Here is a 19330-nt window from a genome sequence, read left to right on the forward strand (position 1 = left end):
GAACCATTGTCTACCCTGAAGGGGATAAAGCAATTTGCCTGATCCGTTTCACTAATTTTCAGTTCGGTTCTCAGTTTTTCCAGTGGTTCCTTGAAGCGATCGGCTCACTGAGATCTTTCTGGTTGGTTGCGATCGAATCTTCGCTAGCAATCTCTTTTGTCTTAACTGCCCTGACCTCATTGTGAGGTCTTACAAGCCAGTTCCAGAGTCAGCAAACCCAGAGTAAGCAAAGAATAACGCAAGTCCTATGGCACAAAGTTTTGGTTTGATTGGTCTCGCCGTGATGGGAGAAAACCTCGCGCTCAACGTTGAGCGAAACGGCTTCCCCGTCTCTGTTTACAACCGCACGACCTCCGTGACGGACAAGTTTATGCAAACGCGGGCACAGGGCAAGAATTTTTATGCTGCCCATACGCTCGAAGATTTTGTTCAATCGCTGGAGCGTCCACGCCGTATTTTGATTATGGTGAAAGCTGGAAGCCCGGTGGATGCGGTGATGAATCAGCTCAAGCCGCTGCTGGAAGAAGGCGACATGATTATCGACGGCGGTAATTCGCTCTACACCGACACCGAGCGGCGCGTCCAGGAAATGGAATCAACCGGGCTAAGCTTTATTGGTATGGGCGTGAGTGGTGGCGAAGAAGGTGCGCTGAATGGTCCGAGTCTGATGCCTGGCGGTACAGAATCTGCCTATCGCGAAATTGAACCGATCGTCACCAAAATTGCTGCACAGGTGGATGATGGTCCCTGCGTCACCTATATCGGTTCGGGTGGATCGGGTCACTACGTCAAAATGGTACACAACGGCATCGAGTACGGCGATATGCAGCTGATTGCCGAAGCCTACGACCTGCTGAGAAATACCCTTGGACTCGATCATCTTCAGCTTCACGAAGTCTTTGCCGAGTGGAACACCACCGACGAACTCAATTCCTTCCTGATCGAGATCACGGCAGACATTTTTAAGAAGCTTGATCCCGATACCGGGCTGCCCCTGGTCGAAGTGATTATGGACGCTGCCGGACAAAAGGGCACAGGTCGCTGGACGGTTTCCAGTGCGCTAGAACTGGGCGTGAGCATTCCCACGATTACGGCAGCAGTGAATGCCCGGATTATGTCCTCGATCAAGCAAGAGCGGGTCGCTGCCTCGAAGGTGCTGGATGGTCCCACGGGCAAATACGACGGCAATGTAAAAGAATTCGTCAACAAAATCCGCGATGCCCTTTACTGCTCCAAGATCTGCTCCTACGCGCAGGGGATGGCACTGTTGGGCAAGGCTTCCCAGGACTTTAACTACAACCTGAACCTGGGCGAAACGGCGCGCATCTGGAAAGGCGGCTGCATTATTCGGGCAGGCTTTTTGAACAAAATCAAACACGCCTACGATGAAAATCCGCAGTTGGCAAACCTTCTGCTCGCACCGGAGTTCAAGCAAACGATTCTCGATCGCCAGGACGCATGGCGCGAAGTTCTCTCAACGGCTGCCAAGCTGGGCGTTCCCGTTCCGGCATTTAGCGCATCGCTCGACTACTTCGACAGCTACCGCCGCGATCGTCTGCCGCAAAACCTGACCCAGGCGCAGCGCGACTACTTCGGCGCACACACCTTCGAGCGCACCGACAAGCCCGGAACCTTCCACGCCGACTGGTTCTAAACAGGTCAAAACCCCTCCGATCCCCCCTAGCCTCCTTTTAGGGAGGGGGGAATCACTTAGTTCAGACACAATCCCTTTCAGAGACAATCCCTGCAACCCACAAAGCCAACTGCGCTCACCCCAGGCGATCGGCTTGATTTCAGTATCACCGCTCAACCGGAAAGGCAGTTCAACCAGAAAGGTAATTCAACCGAAAAGACAGTTCAACCGGAAAGGTAATTCAACCAGAAAAACAGTTCAACCCGAAGGAGAAGCAAACCGTCTGAGAATGGTTAGGTGCAATGGTGGTGCGAACGCAGGCAAAACAGCTGTGTTTGTGAATGCCTTAGGCGAGGTTTTTGTAGACTAAAATCGCCGTGAATTGACGAACTGAAACCGGGAACGCTGAATTTGATATCCCGGAATCAGGCTGCGTCCCATGACTCATTCCACCTCGTTCGACTGGCAGCAGGCGCGATCGACCCTTCAGCAAATTTGGGGCTACCCCGATTTTCGATCGTCTCAGGCAGAAATTATTCAGAGTTTGCTGACCGGACAAGATGCCCTGATCGTCCTACCGACCGGAGGTGGGAAATCAATTTGCTTTCAGTTGCCTGCCCTGATGCGTCCCGGACTGACCCTGGTTGTTTCGCCGCTGGTGGCTTTGATGGAGAACCAGGTGCAGGAATTGCGTCAGCGTCGGTTGCCTGCTGCCCTGCTGCATAGCGAGCTTTCTAGCAATGAACGCCGCCAGATTTTTTCGGCGATCGATCAGCAAAGACTGCGCCTGCTCTACCTTTCACCAGAAACTTTACTCAGCCCTCCTGTGTGGGAACGTCTGTCCCAACCTCATCTCGTCATTCACAGTCTCATCCTCGACGAAGCGCACTGCCTTTCTCAATGGGGAGACGGCTTTCGTCCTGCCTATCGGCGTTTAGGAACCGTGCGTCCTGCCCTGCTGCACCAAAAACCGCTCGGAACTCGCCTTTCGATCGCCGCTTTTACTGCCACTGCTGACCCACAGGTACAAGAGACGATTGCCCAGGTACTTCAGCTCACTCAGCCACAGAAATTTCTGCAAAGTCCCTATCGATCGAATTTGTCCCTAGCGGTCAAAATCGCCTGGTCTCCTCGCGACAGACGACAGCAGATCCTGCGGTTTATTCGTCAACGAGTTCCCCTGCAAGGGAATGGTAAGCAAGCAGGCACCGGACTGATTTATGCACGAAGCCGACACGATGCAGAAGACTTGGCTCGGTGGCTCACCACACAGGGTTACCTTACCGCGGCATACCATGCGGGGCTGAGTGCTCCAGAACGTCGCTCGATCGAACAGGATTGGATTAGCGATCGAATGCCCTTTGTGGTCTGCACCTCTGCTTTTGGAATGGGGGTTAACAAGCCAAACGTCCGCTGGGTTATCCACTTTCAGTCGCCGATGTTGCTGTCTGAGTACATTCAGGAAGTCGGCAGGGCAGGACGCGACGGCAAACCCTCAGAGGCACTCACCTTTATCAGCGAACCGACCGGATGGCTCGACCCTACCGATCGCCAACGACAGCAATTTTTCCAGGCGCAGTTCCGCAAACAGCAGCAATTAGCTCAAACCCTGATCCGCCAGATCCCAGCTCAGGGCAATTTAATCGAGGTCAGCCGTCAGTTTAAGCAGAGCGAGATTGCCCTTGCCCTGCTACACCGCACTGGCCAGCTAGAGTGGCAAGACCCTTTTCATTACGTGATTCGATCGCCTCACAAATCAATCACCTTTTCATTGCAGCAAGCCAGGCAAGCCACTGAACACTCAGCCGAACCCATGCGCCAGTACCTCACGACCAAAGCCTGCCGCTGGCAATTTCTGCTTCGAGCGTTTGGCTTTCCGACAGAGGCAGATCGACTAAAAGAAAATAGGAAAGGATGCGGACACTGCGATCGGTGTACCTGAATAGAAATCTTCACAGGGAATGCTTGAACACCAATGCTTACGACCACCCTAACCCTGCTATGGGTTTCAAAGTCCTCCAGCACTGGGGGATTTAGCGGGCAACGCAGGACATTGGCGACTACTCAAACACGCTCCTGGAATGACCCGATCTCCCCTACTGCACCTCGATTCGTGACAGCCTGACCCCAGTGTAGTAATGGCTTACAATCTGCTGATAGTTCCAGCCCTGCTGAGCCAGCTTGTAGGCACCGTACTGACTCATCCCGACCCCGTGCCCAAAGCCACTGCCGCTAATCTGAAACGTGAGCGGAGCCGCAGGCACACTCCCCGCACTGGCAACTTGTCCGCGCATTGGGTCGATCGAGAAAAGGGTGCTTTTTAGCTTTAGCTTGTTTCGCATCTCATCCCCATCGATCGTCACAGATCCGGCACTGCCGTCAATTTGCAGCGAGAGGACGCGCCCGTGAGGATGACGATTCACCATGACTGAATAAATCGTGCCGCTGTAGCCGATCGCCTCACTGAGTTCTTGCGCTGATACAGTGCGCGATTCCCACTGGCATCCCTGCATATCCTGGTCTGGGCTGACGACGCCTCTCAAATAAGGCAGCGGATTCGTCCAGATATCTTCCACGTTTTCGGTGTGTCCGCCCGCGCAGGAGTGGAAGACGGCGTTAATAATCTGCCCGTTATGAGTCAAAACCTGTCCTTTCGTAGCATCCACGGCGGCTCTGGTGCTGGCAGCTTCTTCCTCCAGTCCCCCGTAAACCTGCCACTGAGTTGTATCGCCCACGTCAAAGACTGCATTGGCACTGTTCTGACGCTGATACAGCACGTAAGAGCGAGCAGCAACCGCTTGAGCCTTCAGAGCCTCTAAATCCCAGTTTGTCGGCATTTCTGCACCCACAACACTGTAGAGATAGTGCTCTAGATCAACGTAGTTCACAGCCGTTAATCCGCCTGCAGTTGGCATCACCAACGTTCTGCCGCGATACCACTTGTCCCCAATAAAGACATAGCCGTCGGAACGCTTTGGCTCTACCCAAAGCTGGCTCGTTTCGACCTCGTTAACTGCAATTTGTCCGTCTTCTGACTGCGCCATCACCGCGTTCATGCCCGGAATCTGCGCCAAGACCTGTCCTGAACCGTCTCGCAACACTGCATCGGTAGAGCTGCCAACCTTCACCTGGCTCACGTTTTGTTCGATCGCCACTCGCAGTTCCAGTCCTGCCCATGCAGGCGCGATCGCCACCAGCCAAAACAAAAGGGTCATCCAGCCCGACTTTTTACCGTAATGCCAGAGCCACTTCAGCCCTTGAACCTGAGGAACTTGGATTCGATTGACTTGAATTTCATGGTTGGCTGCTGTTGCGTGGTGCGTCTTTGTCATTCGTCAGGCTCCTCTCCCCTCAACATTCATCATTGGCTTAGTATTGGCTTAATTTCGTTGAGTTTTTATACCGATCGAGCGATGCGGACTCCGCTGGAAACGAAATCACAATAATCCTGGTTCATCTTATTTCAACTTTTTAAGGTTTAGCTACAAAAATTCCGTAATTGCCGCGATCGCTCCTGTAGCTACTCAAAATTTCATCTCAACTTCATCATTCAACTCTTGCTTTCAGACTATTCCCCGCCACCTCAAGTTCCACAGCAGCTTCAACAAAAAATTCTTAAAATTAATCCACTGAATCTTTAAAGGTGACTCAGGACAAGCGAACTCTCATCTCCTCACCCTCCCACTCTCCTCGTCTTATGTCACGATAGATCTAGTCCAACACTGCGGCATTGGGTAGGTTTAAGCTTTGCAGATCACATTTTTAGGAACCAGTTCGGGTGTGCCCACTCGATCGCGTAACGTTTCCAGTGTTGCCCTGAGGCTGCCTCAGCGATCGGAGGTCTGGCTATTTGACTGCGGCGAGGGCACTCAACATCAAATTCTTCGCAGCGATCTGCGCGTAAGTCAGATCACCAAAATTTTTATTACCCACATGCACGGCGATCACATCTACGGGCTAATGGGTCTGCTAGCCAGCTGTGGACTGGCAGGGAATCCTAGCCGGATTGATATCTACGGTCCACCTAAGCTGGATGAGTATCTCAAAGCCGCAGGACGCTACTCCCAAACCCATTTTTCTTATCCGGTGAAGGTGCATACGATCGAGCCAGGTTTGGTGCTGGAAGAGGAAGAATTTACCGTCACCTCTGCGCCGCTGACTCACCGCCTACCTGCCTTTGGCTATCGCGTTGCCGAAAAAGACCGCTCGGGACGGTTTGATGTCGATCGCGCTCAGGCAATGGGAATTCCCGCTGGTCCGCTCTACGGCAGGCTGAAGCGAGGCGAAGTGATTACGCTGCCCGACGGACGCCTGATTAACGGAGCAGACCTCTGCGGCGAAACGGAAATTGGGCGCAAGTTCGTTTACTGTACCGATACGATTTATTGCGAAAACGCGGTAGAACTGTCGCAAGATGCCGATGTGCTGGTGCATGAAGCCACCTTTGCTCATCAAGATGCCGAGCTGGCTTATCAGCGGCTTCACTCTACTTCAACGATGGCGGCTCAAACGGCATTAGGCGCACAGGTGAAGCAGCTTATTATGACCCACTTTAGCCCCCGCTATGCTCCCGGAAATTCGATCGTCCTCGAGGACCTTCTGATCGAAGCCAGAGCCATTTTCCCGCAGACGATCATGGCGCACGACTTTATGACCTACGAAATTCCGCGTCGCCAGCCTGAGGCAGAGAAATCCGAAGCGCAAAAAACAGAAACTCAGGAAGCCACAAAACCAGAAAAGCCCAGGAAATCCGCCTCGAAGACCGCAGGCAAAGCGTCTACCTCTGCTGCCAAGCCAACTCCGGCGAAGTCAAAAGCTTTATGATTGGCTGCAGGGCTGCGTTTCAAGGGCAATTCTGGAGGCAGTGATGCGATCGAACAGGGGAAGAGTATAATCTCACTGACATTCCCTCACCCCGGTGTCCTGTGAAATTAACTGCACCCACCCAATTGCTCTGGGCTTTGATTGGGCTGATCCTGACGATCGGCGGAACCCTGGTTGAGGCGTTTATTACCATTCCTCCGTGGGCTTGGGGGCAGGGTGTGCAGCCTTTGTCACTGGGCGTAACCTGTCAGGTAGGGGCAGTGCTGCTGATTGGCTGTCTGGCGGGAAGTCGTCCGGCTGCCATTTCCCAAATTGCCTACCTGCTGCTGGGCCTCACCTGGTTTAATGTGTTCACGCAGGGCGGCGGCTTTGACTATGTGTTTCGCCCCACGTTTGGCTATTTGTTGGGGTTTGTGCCAGGAGCCTGGATCTGTGGTTGGTTAGCATTTCGATTGCCGGCTCGACTGGAATTTCTCGCGTTTAGCAGTTTGATGGGTTTGCTGACGATTCATCTCACAGGAACGCTTTATTTGCTACTGGCGCAATCGCTGAACTGGGCAAAATTGGGCAGTCTGACCATCGCCAACGCCCTATTCACCTATTCACTTCAGCCGCTTCCCGGCCAAATGGCAATCGTGTGTGCCGTGGCGGTGCTGGCTTTTCTCCTGCGTCACCTGCTGCTTTACTGATGGTATGAGACTAAAGAATCCGTCATTTTGGGCTGCCGCACTCGTCGGGCTGATTGTAGATCAGGTCACCAAACTTCTGGTGTTTAGCACGTTTGAGCTAGGGCAAACGATTCCACTCATCCAGGATGTGTTTCACCTTACGTTTGTAACAAATAAGGGCGCGGCATTTAGTTTGTTTAGCGAAAGCGGAGAATGGCTGCGCTGGCTGTCGCTGCTCGTCAGTTTAGGGCTGATTGCGCTGGGCTGGTTTTCGCGACTCAATCGCTGGGAGCAGTTTGGCTATGGGTTCATTTTGGCGGGAGCAGCAGGCAACGGGATCGATCGCTTCCTGCGCGGTGAGGTCGTGGATTTTTTTGATTTTCGCCTGATTCAGTTTCCGGTGTTTAACGTGGCAGATATCTGTATCAATCTTGGGATTGCCTGTCTGTTAATCGTGGCATTTCGTCCGCAGAACGGAAACGGTCAAGCCAAACGTCCGCCTACAAGAGATTAGCAGTAGTTTTTTTGCCTTGGGATCAATCCTCGGTGCTGGCAACAGTCTATGTCATAATCTTTAACAGAGTTTCTCAGATTTCTGTTCGATCGTTCTGTAACCTTTACGGTGAGTGCCGCTATGAGTACGGAAGCACTTGATCCCAAAACCCTCGATCGCTATGAGTGCGGAGCTTGCGGCTATGTCTATGAGCCAGTCCGAGGAGACAATACCAGCAAAATTGCTGCCGGAACTGCGTTTACGGAACTGCCGGAGAACTGGCGTTGCCCGGTCTGCACTGTACGAAAGAGCCGCTTTAGCAATATTGGTCCAGTCGGTAATCCCTCTGGCTTCAAAGAGAATTTGGGCTACGGGCTGGGAGTCAACACACTGACCCCCGGTCAGAAAAACATTCTCATTTTTGGTGGTTTGGCACTGGGCGTCATTTTCTTTCTCAGTTTGTACGGGTTAAACTAGCGCGGTTCATTCTGAGTCCAAGCTTGCTTAAACCTTGTTTGCTCGTCGTGGGCACGTCACTTGGTTTGTTTTAAGTCTGTTTGCCTGGTAGTTCCCGAAAGAGGTAATCGCTTCAACAGTTGCCCGCAGAGCGGTTCCTTCGGGGTTGCGCTTCGTGCTGATCACTGCCAAACTCATCTCTCCTGACCTGAATTATTCCTTCTAAAAAGTCCGATGTACTCATTCGTTAAGTCTTTTAAGCAAGTTGTGATTGTGCTGGTGGCAGTGCTGCTGTGTAGTAGCTGTGCCAGAGGCTTCCTGGCATCTGCGACCGAAAACCCGTGGCAGGTGCTCACCTTACCGACTGAAGCAACGATCGCCGATGTCGCCTTTACCGACGATGCAAATCACGGCTGGATGGTCGGCACGAATGAAACCCTGCTTGAAACGACAGACGGCGGCAGAACTTGGGAGCCACGCGAACTCGATTTAGGAGACAGCACTAGCTATAGCCTTTCGTCGGTCAGTTTCTCTGGGCAGGAGGGCTGGGTTGTTGGGCAGCCAAGCTTGATGCTGCATACCAAAGACGGCGGCAAATCCTGGTCGCGGGTTCCGCTGAGCGAAAAGCTGCCTGGTGCGCCGGATACGATCGTTGCTCTTGGTTCAAAGCAAGCCGAAATGACCACCAATGTGGGTGCAATCTACCGCACTAAAGACGGAGGACGCACTTGGCAGGCAATGGTTCAAGAAGCCGTCGGGGTGCTGCGAAACATTGAGCGATCGCCGGACGGTAAGTATGTAGCAGTTTCGGCTCGCGGCAGTTTCTTTTCTACCTGGGAACCCGGTCAGGATGCCTGGACACCCCACAATCGCACCAGTTCTCGCCGCCTTCAGAACATGGGCTATGGTCAGGATGGGCAACTCTGGCTGCTAGCAAGAGGCGGTCAAGTGCAGTTTAGTGATCCCAACGATCCCGAAAGCTGGTCGAACACGGTGAATCCAGAATTTGCCACAAGCTGGGGGCTACTCGATCTGGCGTACCGCACTAAAGATGAACTCTGGGTCGCGGGGGGCAGCGGCAACCTAATGGTGAGCTATGACGGTGGGCAAACCTGGCAGAAGGATCGAGACGTTGAGAATGTACCGTCTAACTTTTACAAAATTGTGTTTCTCTCGCCGGAGCAAGGATACATTTTGGGTCAGCGCGGTACGGTTTTGAGATATGAACAGCCCGCTTAAGGATTTGCCCTGGTTTGACTGTTGTAGGCTGTGCTCCAGGTCAGCGATCGATCGAATCCTATTTTTCGGTAGACTGCTTACGATCACGCCTAAATTCTGATAGAAATCAGTTCAGAGATGGGCTGGTTTAACTGTCTTGAATTATCCTGAAGAATAGTCTTGAAAAAAGGAAATGGAGAGGTAGTAATTGACTTGTGACCAACTACGCTCTCCCGTATGATAGAGAGTAAGATTTCAATTGTTTGACTGGGAGGAAACTGGATGGCAGGTACTACTGGAGAGCGTCCCTTTGGCGATATTGTGACCAGCATTCGCTACTGGGTAATTCACAGCATCACAATTCCGGCACTGTTTATTGCAGGCTGGCTATTTGTCAGCACGGGTCTGGCATATGATGCGTTTGGAACGCCCCGCCCCAACGAATACTATACGCAAACCCGTCAAGAAGTGCCGATCGTTTCCGATCGCTTTGAAGGGAAGCAGCAAATTCAACAGTTTTTACAGCAAAAGTAGCTTCTAGCATTAGGTAACTATCATCAGACTACTATGACGAGCAATACTCCAAATCAACCCGTTACTTATCCGATTTTTACCGTTCGCTGGCTAGCCGTTCACACGCTGGCAGTGCCCTCTGTTTTCTTCTTGGGCGCAATTGCAGCGATGCAGTTCATTCAACGATAGGAGTCAAAAGATGGCACCTTTAGACCGTTCATCCAATCCCAATAAGCAGCCAGTTGAGCTAAACCGGACCTCTCTCTATCTTGGCTTGCTGCTGGTGTTTGTGCTGGGTATTCTGTTCTCCAGCTATTTCTTCAACTAGCCCTTTTGGGTCGCGATATCTCATTTTTGCTGCGCTTTGTGCAGGAGTCGCAATCTCTTTTTGAGCTGCACGTTGTTTCTGGAACAAAAAAGTTCTTGATCTTGGGAGGATAAAGTAGGCTCATGCTGCAATCAGGTAGAATTCCGCTTTGGGTTGTTGCAACGATCGCTGGCACGGGTGTGCTGGTGGTAGTTGGTCTTTTCTTCTACGGAGCTTACGCAGGACTCGGTTCCTCTATCTAAGCTTTTCGTTTTCCTCGAAATAGATATCATAATTTGCCCTTTCCATTTGGCGAGGGCATCTTTTTTGCAGTTTTTAGGTTCTGTAATTTTTGCGATCGAATTCAGTTTTGCAAATTTGCAGTGTTAATAAATAATAAGAAGACAAAGAAATAAGAAGACAAAAATAAGTGCTAGAGGTGGCTGTTATCGCTCACTGTTACCGGTCATTGATCTGCGGTTCTCTGCAAAGGACAAAGGACAAAGAACCAATGACAAATGACAACCCCTGAATCTCCCTGGTTTCCCTATTTCTTCCCAATAATTTTGATTGAGTATTAAAAACGACCTGGTCAGAATTCCTTAGTAGGGTCATGAAAATGGGAAGACTGTAGTCCTTAACACAGAAAGCAGGCTCTATTCCAAAATTCAATGCCCTAGTAGCTGTGTAGTTGGTTTATTGCTCCTGAATGTTTTTTAATTGACTAATCGATCGCGCAAATTATCAGCATTAATGGGAATTTTGGAGTCTATGGTGAAGCGTTCTTCTCTCAAGCAATGGTCAGGAGTTTCCCTGCTGACTGCATCCCTGGTTATGTTTGCAGGCTGTACTGCTCCGACGGCAAACAATCCAACCGAAAATTCTGCGGTTCCTGCTGCCCAAACTGCGGCTCCGGCAAATAAAGAGCTAAAAACGGTTAAGGTGCAGTTGTCTTTCCTGAAGCAAAGTCTGGATGCGCCGCTCATTATCGCAATGAACAAGGGCTACTTTGCCGAAGAAGGGCTGAATGTGGTTTATGAGCGCGGCTTTGGCAATGCCGACACGATCAGCAAATTGGGAGCAGGTTCCTTTGACCTTGCGTTTAGCGATATCTATAACGCGATGGAGTTCAACAGCAAGAACCCCAACGATCGCGTGATTGCAGTCGCTTCAGTTCATAGTAGAGCACCCTTCTCAATCATCACTCTAAAGGAAAGCGGCATTAATTCACCCAAGGATTTAGCGGGCAAGAAGCTGGGCGCACCCGCAGGCGACGGACCCCGAAAACTCTTCCCGGTCTTTGCTAGCCAGGTGGGTATTGACCCAAACTCCGTGCAGTGGACAACGATGGAGCCAAAACTGCGCGAAAGCTTCCTGTTGCAAAAGCAGGTTGATGCCATTAGCGGCTTTGCGACCTCTGCCCTGCCCGGTTTGCTCAAGGGCGGCAAGCAAATGAGCGACCTCAACGTGTTTTACTACAACGACAATGGCATGGATTTCTACGGCAACTCGATCCTGACCAGGGCAAGCTTTGCCGAACAGAATCCTGAAGCCGTGAAGGGCTTTGTTCGGGCATATCTGCGCGGAATGCAGGATGTGCTGCGCGACCCATCTGCCGGGCTGGATGCTGTGATGGCATCAGACGACAGCAAGCTGATGGATCGCAACGCTGAAAAAGTGCGGATGGAAATTGCGCTGGAGCGGATGTTTATTACGCCAGAAGTCGAAAAGCTTGGTCTGGGCGCAGTTGACCCGAAGCGGCTCGAAACGACGATCGAGCAAACGGTGGAAGGCTTTGGTCTACCCAGCAAGCCAGCTGTTTCTGATGTCTTTACCAATCAGTTTTTGCCTGCTGAAGCCGATCGCCAGTTGCCCCCCGCCAGCGAACGTAAGCCCCTGAGCTAGAGCGTGTAGTTCTCAGGCGATGGATAGGGCGAGGCAGCTTTTCCGTATTTTGTCTTTCTACCCATCGTCTGCAGTTTGTTTTTCGGTTGTCCTTCACCCCTGTCGATTCCTTATGTTTCAACAGACCACCGATTCCGCCAAGGTTCAGCCCGTTTCTGCCCCTGGAGATCCTTTGCTGGAGTTTGATCAGGTTGGGCTGGAATATCCATTTGAAGGTTCAATGCGCTGCATTATCCAGGAGGTCAGTCTTTCGATTCAGCCGGGAGAATTTGTGGCGATCGTTGGTCCATCGGGCTGCGGCAAAACCTCGATTTTGCGGATGGTATCTGGTTTAAATCCTGCGCCGATCGGAGCGGTGCGCTACCGGGGCGAAACAATTCGCCGTCCGATGAAGAATGTTGGCATGGCGTTTCAAAATCCGGTGCTGCTGCCTTGGCGATCGACGCTGGATAATGTGCTGCTGCCGCTGGAAATTGTGCAGCCTTACAAGCGGGAGTTTAAGCAGCGCAAAGCAGAATTTGTGCAGATGGCGCAGGATTTGCTCAAAACGGTGAAGCTTCAGGACTTCCAAAAGCAGTTTCCCTGGCAGTTGTCGGGCGGAATGCGGCAGCGGGCTTCCCTTTGTCGAGCATTGATTCATCAGCCGGAGATTTTGCTGCTGGATGAGCCGTTTGGCGCACTCGATGCTTTCACCCGGGAAGAAATGTGGGTGATGCTGCAAGCCCTCTGGATGCGGGTTAAGTGCGTCAGCATTCTGATTACCCACGATTTGCGTGAAGCAGTTTTTCTTGCCGATCGGGTTTATGTGATGGGTGCGCGTCCCAGCTCAATTATTTACGACGTGAAAATCGATCTACCTCGTCCCCGCACCCTCGAAATGGAACTCTCCGACGAATTCAACCACTATTTCTCCACTCTCCGGCGGCATATCCAGCACTAACTGCTAAACCCGCCCCTACAGCAGACCAAAACCTTCACCCCCCTAGATATGAATCGATTCCTCAAATCTAAAACTGCTAGTTTTGTGCTGCCCTTTGTCGCGACGGTGCTGCTGTTTGCCCTGTGGGAACTGGCAGTCATCCTGTTCAAAATTCAGCCGTTTACCCTGCCTGCGCCCTCAAGCATACTTCAGGCAATGATTCAATTTGCGCCGCAGCTGATGGCAAATACGATGAGAACGCTGTGGACAACGCTCGTCGGCTTTTCGCTTGCGGTACTGGTCGGTGTAGTGCTGGGGTTTCTCATCGGCTACTCCCGCCTTGCCTACCAGACGCTTTACCCCCTGCTGGTGGCGTTTAATACGATTCCGAAGGCGGCAATTGTCCCCCTGCTGGCAATCCGGTTTGGCGCAAATGCAATTCCAGCAACGATTACGGCTTTTCTGCTGGCGTTTTTTCCGATCGCAGTGAATGTGGCTCTAGGGCTGGATACGGTGGAGCCAGAAATGAAAGACGTGCTGCGATCGCTAGGTGCAACTCAGGTCGAAACCTTCCAGAAGGTCGGCTTTCCCCATACCCTGCCTTACCTTTTTGCGTCGCTTAAGATTGCTGCCTCGTTTGCCTTTATTGGAGCCGTAATTTCAGAATCGATCGCTTCAAACGCCGGACTGGGATATTTGATTGTGCAGGCAACATCCGACTTCAACGTGCCCCTCGCCTTTGCTGGACTGGTGGTGCTGGCACTGATGGGGGTAATTCTCTACGGCTTCTTTGTGCTGGCTGAGAAAAAGATTATTTATTGGGCACGCTAGAACCAGGAAAGCTCAGGAGAACCGGCTAATCTACAAATAAATCGATCGGCAAATGTCCATACATCTCGTTGATGCCGTCTTCGTCTGCTGACTGACAGGAGACTAGCACGCCTCGATGTTGGCCCTCGTAAGGGCTGGCGTAGCAGGACATGGTTCTGGAATTGAACTTGATATAAACAGGTCCTTCGATCGGCTGAAGCTCCAGGCTCGGCTGATAGCCTAGTGCTTTAGTATAGGCAGCTAAGGCAGTGCGTCCCGCTTCAATCGAGTCTGCACAAATCCCCAGCATTTGATAATCAGACTCCGCTGTCAGTAGCATCAGGGCTTGTTGGAGCTGAGGACGATCGCCCAAGCGTGCTTCGTCTGCTTGTCTATCAGGTGGCTGCAAACCAGACGACTGCAAACAGCTAAATTGCTTAAGCAGTTGATGGGCTTCATCCAGCGTTAGAGCAGCAGAACTAGACATAAAGGATACTAATTGCAATCGTAAAAATTAGGAAAACTGGAGAAAGCTGATCTCAATCACTGTAATGGGCAGATCGTCAAGCGTAAATAGAAGTAGCTGCTTTATCCCCGCTCATTCCGGTTTCAAAATGACCGTAGATTGACCGGATGTTTTGAGATAGGCTTACTCGCCTGGCAGTAGGTTTAGCTTGATCCCCGCTGTGTTCTCGGCAAGAAATAGAAATTAACAATGGGGAAAGCACTGAGTTTTATAACTTAAGAGTCAGGATTAATTCCACGATTCTAAAGAGAATCTGAATACCGATCTACGGTCTGAGATAGGCCAAAGTCTCACCGGATAAAGACTTCCCGATTTTTTATTCGGGAAAATGAATCGCTAGCCTAGACGAAGATTGAGATTAGCTTTTTTAACCAATTAGACATTCACATCTTATGGATACGACGGTTAGGGGGGTTTCATCCTGTCGGCACTGCCAATTTTACAAGATGGAGGGGCGGCGTGGCGGTTTTTGCTATCAGCTTGGGGTGCTGGTTCAGGGACGCTGGCGGGCTTGCACGTTTGCCACTCCTCTGTTTGCTACCTCGGTTACTCCACGGTTCTCTGAAGGAGAGATTACTGCAGATGTCCCCCAATTAGTGTCTTTGCAGGAAGCCCTAGAGGAGGCGATCGCTGCTGAACCCTTCATGCCTTTGGAAGAATACCCTAATCCGATTTCTGGACTTATTGCGTCCAATTCGTAGCCTGTGTAGATTGTCCAGCAAAATCGTTCTTCAGTAAGGGCAAAGATTTTGTATCTTCACAAGCATCAACCTGGCAGCCAGACCAGACCTAGTGGAAAGCGACGAAGTGGAAAGGTACGAATCGCTTATGACGGTGCCTTAGGAGCTATCACGGGGCAGCGATGATGAAGCAGCTTTCTACACCCCACCGTCAGCTCTTGACTAGGCTGCTCTTTATTGGACTGCTCTTTTAACTGAACTTAGGATCTCAAAGAGGAGCACCGCTTGATCAGGGTGCAGGATTAGGAGAAAACCTTAAATCTCTGGAATTCAGAACGGAGAGAGAGGGATTCGAACCCTCGTTAGAGTTACCCCTAAACAGCATTTCCAGTGCTGCGCCTTCAACCACTCGGCCATCTCTCCAGGGGATATGATTTGTGAGCCATTGCTGTTCACAAGAAAACTATGGTAGCAGAAATCAGCCGCAGAAATCCGATCGCCCCAAAAATATCCCCTCGACAATCCAGTCCCGATTGCCAGTCCCGATTGTAGGTAACGAGGCATCCTAACAAATGTCTCGCTAGCGACTCAGACAGAAGGACATGGCAGCCACTATGATGAGCTATTGGGCATTAAGGATCTGAGCATCGGCTGTTAGGGCAGATGTTCCGTTGTTTAAGCTTTGCCCGAAGCAATTTGAGGCTGATTCATGACGCGCGTTTACACCGTTCGGATTCAAAATCCGCAGAAGGGGACTTGCTATACGGTTCAGGTTCCCGAAGATCGATACATTCTAATGAAGGCAGAATCGCAGGGTGCAGATTTGCCATATTCTTGCCGTAATGGAGCCTGTACTGCCTGTGCCGTTCGAATTCACTCTGGCGAGGTGTATCAGCCGGAAGCGATGGGGCTGTCTCCGAAACTGCGGGAACAGGGTTATGCGCTGTTGTGCGTCAGCTATCCGCGCTCGGATTTGGAAGTCGAAACCCAGGATGAAGATGAAGTGTATGAGCTTCAGTTTGGGCAACATTTTGGCAGAGGAACTGTGCGGCGCGGACTGCCACTAGACGAGGAATAGCATCCATGACTGAACCGATCGGCGATCGCCCCACGGTTAATCCACAAATGGTTAATGCACAAACTGCCGAACTGCAAATTTTTCTCGATGTTGCGACCGAGGCTGCATTAACAGGCGGAGCAATTCTGCAAGCATTTACAGGCAAGCTGGAGCAGATTCAGGAAAAGGGACGACCAGGTGATCTGGTAACAGAAGCAGATAAAGCAGCAGAAGCGGCAATTCTAGAAATTATTCGGCGGCATTTTCCCAGTCATGCCATTCTGGCAGAAGAATCGGGACGCTCCGGCGATGAAGGCGATTGGTTATGGGCGATCGATCCCCTCGATGGTACGACGAACTATGCCCATCAGTATCCTGCCTATTGCTGTTCGATCGGGCTATTGGTTAAGGGCATTCCTCAAGTGGGCGTGATTTTCGATCCGTTTCGGCAAGAGCTATTTCGCGCTGCAACTGGATTGGGCGCAACCTGCAATCGGCGATCGATTCGGGTTTCTCAGACCGAGCATCTGAGACAGAGCTTACTGGTGACGGGCTTTGCGTACGATCGTCATCAAACCCCCGACAATAACTATGCCGAGTTTTGTCATTTCACTCATCTAACGCAGGGTGTGAGACGGAGTGGGTCAGCCGCCCTTGATCTGGCGTATGTTGCCTGTGGGCGACTTGATGGCTTTTGGGAGCGGGGTTTGTCGCCCTGGGATATGGTGGCAGGCGTAGTGCTGGTGCTCGAATCGGGGGGAGAAGTGACGGCATACGATCGCAGTTCGTTTGTACTGGAATCAGGGCGAATTCTGGCAACGAACGGACGCATTCATCAGGAAATAAGTCAAGAATTGCTGCAAGTGAAGCCGCTTGTCGATAGCAGCCATCTTCCATCACTCAAGACCTGAGAATCTACCGCGAGGTCGCCCAAGCGGATACGGATTCAGCAGTTCTCATTGGTTAGATAATCGCAGTACACTGAAGGGAACCCTAGACTAGACCTGTTGAGGGTGTGAAATCAGCAGCATGGCTTTCAAAATTGAGCAAGGGCTATTTAGTCTTAACTTCACCGATTACCACGCAATTTTAGGCGTTGCGATCGATGCAGATCTAAAAGAAATTCGGAAACGATATCTGCAAGTGGCGCGTCGCCTTCACCCAGACAGTAACTCTGCGGCGGATGAAACCGATCGACACCGAGCAGCCAATTTCCTGTCAAAGCTGGTCAATCCAGCTTATGAGAAGCTGTCTCAGGAAAAGAACTACAGCGAATACTGTATTCTAGTGCGGCTTAAGGGACAGCAGGCACTCCAGCAGCAGGAAACCGTGGCACTGATGACAGATGCCGCGCTAAAGCTGGCAGCGACTAGCGATGTAGACAACACTTACCGGGCAGCTATGCGCGAACTTGCATCCCGGCAATATGAGCAGCTTGACCAGGCGATCGACATGATTGGGCAGATTAGTGAACTGAATCTGGTCTACCTGATGCGAAAGGAAAAAAGAAAGGAGTCCCCGCTACCTTCGCCTCAGAGCAACTCCTCGAATCCAGCTGTCAAAGCCGCAAATGCTCAATCCCCAACTCCTGCTCAGCCTGCGCCTGCCGCCCCACCGACCCGCGACGCGCTAATTGAATCCTACCTGTGGCGAGCACAAGAGCTTGAAAATCGCAAAGACTATTCCAAAGCAATTTTGGAACTTCGCGAAGCATTAAAACTGGAGCCAACCAATAGCACCTGCCATAGCCGCTTGGGAGTTGTCTTTCTCAAGACCAACCAGCTTACAATGGCAAAAATTCACTTCAACAAGGCATTAGAATTGAATCCCCAAGATGCGGTAGCCTTGGAAGGTAAACGCAAACTAGAGGGTCCAGGCAGCAAGGCAGCCACCGCGAAACCAGATGCAAAAGGCAAAAAGCCGAATGCAGGAGGCGGAGGTTTGTTTGGGTTGTTTGGCGGCAAGAAGAAGTAATTGTAATGGTTTATCAACCGCCTGTCGGAGCGCGAGATCTGTTTCCCCTGGATGTCGCTCAAAAACGCTGGATCGAAGATCATATTCAAACCGTCTTTCATCGCTGGGGCTATCACCGGATTATTACCTCTACCCTGGAGCGGCTGGAGACCCTTATGGCAGGCGGGGCGATCGACCCAGCAACCGTAATCCAGCTTCAAGACTTAGAAGGGCAACCCTTGGGGTTACGTCCTGAATTGACTGCCTCGATCGCCAGAGCTGCTGTTACTCGCATGGCAGGTGTTCCCTATCCACAGCGGCTTTATTACAACGCCAATGTGTTTCGGCGGGCAGAGCAGGGCAACCACAATCGGCAGCAGGAGTTTTACCAGGCAGGCGTTGAGCTACTGGGCGCGGGCAGCGTCGCGGCGGATGCAGAAATTGTGCTGCTGCTGGCAAACTGTTTGCAGGCGTTGGGATTGCCCCACTGTCATCTGATTCTGGGCGATGCCGGGCTGACGCGATCGCTGCTGTCAATCTTTCCGGGAAATGTGCGCGATCAGGTGCGAGAAGCGATTGCCACTCTGGATCGAATGCGGCTAGAAACCATGAACCTGTCGCCAGAACTGCGAGAACGGGCACTGCTGCTGCTCGATTTGCGTGGAAATCCGGCGGATGTACTGCAAAAAATCTCCGGCTTTGACTTGGAGCCTGCTCAGCGAGAAACGGTCAACAACCTGAAACTGCTGCTGGAACTGCTCCAAGCCAGTCAGCTTCAGGAATCGCTTGCGATCGTGCTGGACTTAAGCCTGATTCAAACCTTTGACTACTACACGGGCATTGTGTTTGAGGTCGTCAGCGGTACGGCTTCCGGTCAGCGAGTTTTGGGTCAGGGGGGACGCTATGACCAGCTTCTAGAGCTATATCATCCTCAAGGAATTCCCTGTCCCGGAATCGGCTTTGTGCTGAATATTGAGGAACTGCATCAAGTTCTGCTTAGTCGAGAAAAACTGCCGCTCCACACCCCTGCCTGCGATTGGCTGGTCGTAGCCAAAACGCCTATATCAATGGCAAATGCCTTCGCTTATGCTGCAACGCTGCGAGAGTCTGTCCCGCTGGTGCGAGTTGAAGTGGAGCTGGGCGATCGATCGAACCCGGATGACATTCGCAGCTATGCTCGTCAAAGACGAATTCGCCAGATTGCCTGGGTTAGTGCAGAAGGGCGATCGGAGCTAGAAACGCTGAACTAATCCTTGCCTAAATCGTCTAGACTAATAGCCGAACCTGGGTTCAATCAAAGACTTGGAACCAAAATGAGATTTGCCTCGTCCAAGATGGGCAGTCTAAGATTCAGATAATTTGAATTAA

Annotated in this window: 21 protein-coding genes and 1 tRNA gene; 19 read left to right on the forward strand and 3 right to left on the reverse strand. The window is 51.5% G+C overall.

The annotated features are described in order from the left end of the window. Positions 1-247 precede the first annotated feature (247 nt). Both gndA and NDI45_RS05020 read left to right on the forward strand, forming a co-directional pair. Positions 248-1654 carry an NADP-dependent phosphogluconate dehydrogenase gene (gene gndA / locus NDI45_RS05015; RefSeq protein ID WP_348246678.1) on the forward strand — a complete coding sequence of 469 codons (1407 nt, stop codon included), beginning with the start codon at positions 248-250 and terminating at the stop codon, positions 1652-1654. 418 nt (positions 1655-2072) lie between these two features. After that, complete coding sequence (locus tag NDI45_RS05020; RefSeq protein WP_348246679.1) at positions 2073-3575, forward strand: ATP-dependent DNA helicase RecQ; 1503 nt, start codon at positions 2073-2075, stop codon at positions 3573-3575. 154 nt (positions 3576-3729) lie between these two features. Here the strand turns inward: NDI45_RS05020 and NDI45_RS05025 are convergent, their stop codons facing one another. Further along, positions 3730-4965, reverse strand: coding sequence for a SpoIID/LytB domain-containing protein (locus NDI45_RS05025; RefSeq protein ID WP_348246680.1), 1236 nt, complete (start codon positions 4963-4965; stop codon positions 3730-3732). 415 nt (positions 4966-5380) lie between these two features. Between NDI45_RS05025 and NDI45_RS05030 the strand changes: the two genes are divergently transcribed. The 12 genes from NDI45_RS05030 (at position 5381) to NDI45_RS05085 (ending at position 13767) form a co-directional block, all read left to right on the forward strand. Further along, a complete protein-coding gene (locus NDI45_RS05030) occupies positions 5381-6457 on the forward strand; it encodes a ribonuclease Z (RefSeq protein ID WP_348246681.1) in 1077 nt (358 codons plus the stop codon). A gap of 101 nt (positions 6458-6558) precedes the next feature. Next, a complete protein-coding gene (locus tag NDI45_RS05035; RefSeq protein WP_190794045.1) occupies positions 6559-7146 on the forward strand; it encodes a biotin transporter BioY in 588 nt (195 codons plus the stop codon). A 4-nt stretch (positions 7147-7150) separates the two neighbouring features. Beyond that, positions 7151-7639, forward strand: coding sequence for a signal peptidase II (lspA, locus tag NDI45_RS05040; RefSeq protein ID WP_190794044.1), 489 nt, complete (start codon positions 7151-7153; stop codon positions 7637-7639). 120 nt (positions 7640-7759) lie between these two features. After that, on the forward strand, positions 7760-8095 hold the full coding sequence (locus NDI45_RS05045) for a rubredoxin (protein ID WP_190794043.1): 336 nt from the start codon (positions 7760-7762) through the stop codon (positions 8093-8095). A gap of 213 nt (positions 8096-8308) precedes the next feature. Continuing rightward, a complete protein-coding gene (locus NDI45_RS05050; protein ID WP_348246682.1) occupies positions 8309-9313 on the forward strand; it encodes a photosynthesis system II assembly factor Ycf48 in 1005 nt (334 codons plus the stop codon). A 261-nt stretch (positions 9314-9574) separates the two neighbouring features. After that, on the forward strand, positions 9575-9826 hold the full coding sequence (psbE, locus tag NDI45_RS05055) for a cytochrome b559 subunit alpha (protein ID WP_190794041.1): 252 nt from the start codon (positions 9575-9577) through the stop codon (positions 9824-9826). Positions 9827-9859: 33 nt separating this feature from the next. Beyond that, positions 9860-9994, forward strand: a complete 135-nt coding sequence (psbF, locus tag NDI45_RS05060) for a cytochrome b559 subunit beta (RefSeq protein WP_088893281.1) — start codon at positions 9860-9862, stop codon at positions 9992-9994. Between the two features lie 10 nt (positions 9995-10004). Further along, positions 10005-10133, forward strand: a complete 129-nt coding sequence (locus tag NDI45_RS05065; protein ID WP_088893282.1) for a photosystem II reaction center protein L — start codon at positions 10005-10007, stop codon at positions 10131-10133. Between the two features lie 122 nt (positions 10134-10255). Then, the gene (locus tag NDI45_RS05070) at positions 10256-10375 is read left to right on the forward strand and encodes a photosystem II reaction center protein J (RefSeq protein ID WP_088893283.1); all 120 of its coding nucleotides are present in this window, start codon (positions 10256-10258) and stop codon (positions 10373-10375) included. A gap of 508 nt (positions 10376-10883) precedes the next feature. After that, a complete protein-coding gene (locus NDI45_RS05075; protein ID WP_348246683.1) occupies positions 10884-12017 on the forward strand; it encodes an ABC transporter substrate-binding protein in 1134 nt (377 codons plus the stop codon). A 112-nt stretch (positions 12018-12129) separates the two neighbouring features. Then, positions 12130-12957: an ABC transporter ATP-binding protein gene (locus NDI45_RS05080; RefSeq protein ID WP_190794039.1), complete on the forward strand. Its 828-nt coding sequence runs from the start codon at positions 12130-12132 to the stop codon at positions 12955-12957. Positions 12958-13005: 48 nt separating this feature from the next. Then, complete coding sequence (locus NDI45_RS05085; protein WP_190794038.1) at positions 13006-13767, forward strand: ABC transporter permease; 762 nt, start codon at positions 13006-13008, stop codon at positions 13765-13767. A 25-nt stretch (positions 13768-13792) separates the two neighbouring features. Here the strand turns inward: NDI45_RS05085 and NDI45_RS05090 are convergent, their stop codons facing one another. Further along, a complete protein-coding gene (locus NDI45_RS05090; protein ID WP_190794037.1) occupies positions 13793-14233 on the reverse strand; it encodes a DUF1824 family protein in 441 nt (146 codons plus the stop codon). A 431-nt stretch (positions 14234-14664) separates the two neighbouring features. Here NDI45_RS05090 and NDI45_RS05095 point away from each other — a divergent pair, with 431 nt between their 5' ends. After that, positions 14665-14973 carry a hypothetical protein gene (locus NDI45_RS05095; protein ID WP_190794036.1) on the forward strand — a complete coding sequence of 103 codons (309 nt, stop codon included), beginning with the start codon at positions 14665-14667 and terminating at the stop codon, positions 14971-14973. Positions 14974-15288: 315 nt separating this feature from the next. Here NDI45_RS05095 and NDI45_RS05100 read toward each other — a convergent pair. After that, a tRNA-Ser gene (locus NDI45_RS05100) sits at positions 15289-15375 on the reverse strand. Positions 15376-15661: 286 nt separating this feature from the next. Here NDI45_RS05100 and NDI45_RS05105 point away from each other — a divergent pair. The 4 genes from NDI45_RS05105 to NDI45_RS05120 all read left to right on the forward strand — a co-directional run bounded on the left by NDI45_RS05105 (position 15662) and on the right by NDI45_RS05120 (position 19212). After that, positions 15662-16030 (forward strand): 2Fe-2S iron-sulfur cluster-binding protein, encoded by a 369-nt coding sequence (locus NDI45_RS05105; RefSeq protein WP_190794035.1) that lies wholly within the window; start codon positions 15662-15664, stop codon positions 16028-16030. A gap of 47 nt (positions 16031-16077) precedes the next feature. Beyond that, the gene (locus tag NDI45_RS05110) at positions 16078-16920 is read left to right on the forward strand and encodes an inositol monophosphatase family protein (protein ID WP_348246724.1); all 843 of its coding nucleotides are present in this window, start codon (positions 16078-16080) and stop codon (positions 16918-16920) included. A 118-nt stretch (positions 16921-17038) separates the two neighbouring features. Next, entirely contained in the window at positions 17039-17983 is a 945-nt protein-coding gene (locus tag NDI45_RS05115) for a J domain-containing protein (protein WP_190794034.1), read from the forward strand. 5 nt (positions 17984-17988) lie between these two features. Beyond that, complete coding sequence (locus NDI45_RS05120; protein WP_190794033.1) at positions 17989-19212, forward strand: ATP phosphoribosyltransferase regulatory subunit; 1224 nt, start codon at positions 17989-17991, stop codon at positions 19210-19212. Positions 19213-19330 lie beyond the last annotated feature (118 nt).

Source organism: Leptolyngbya sp. GB1-A1 (assembly GCF_039962475.1).
Lineage (GTDB): Bacteria > Cyanobacteriota > Cyanobacteriia > Elainellales > Elainellaceae > Leptolyngbya_A.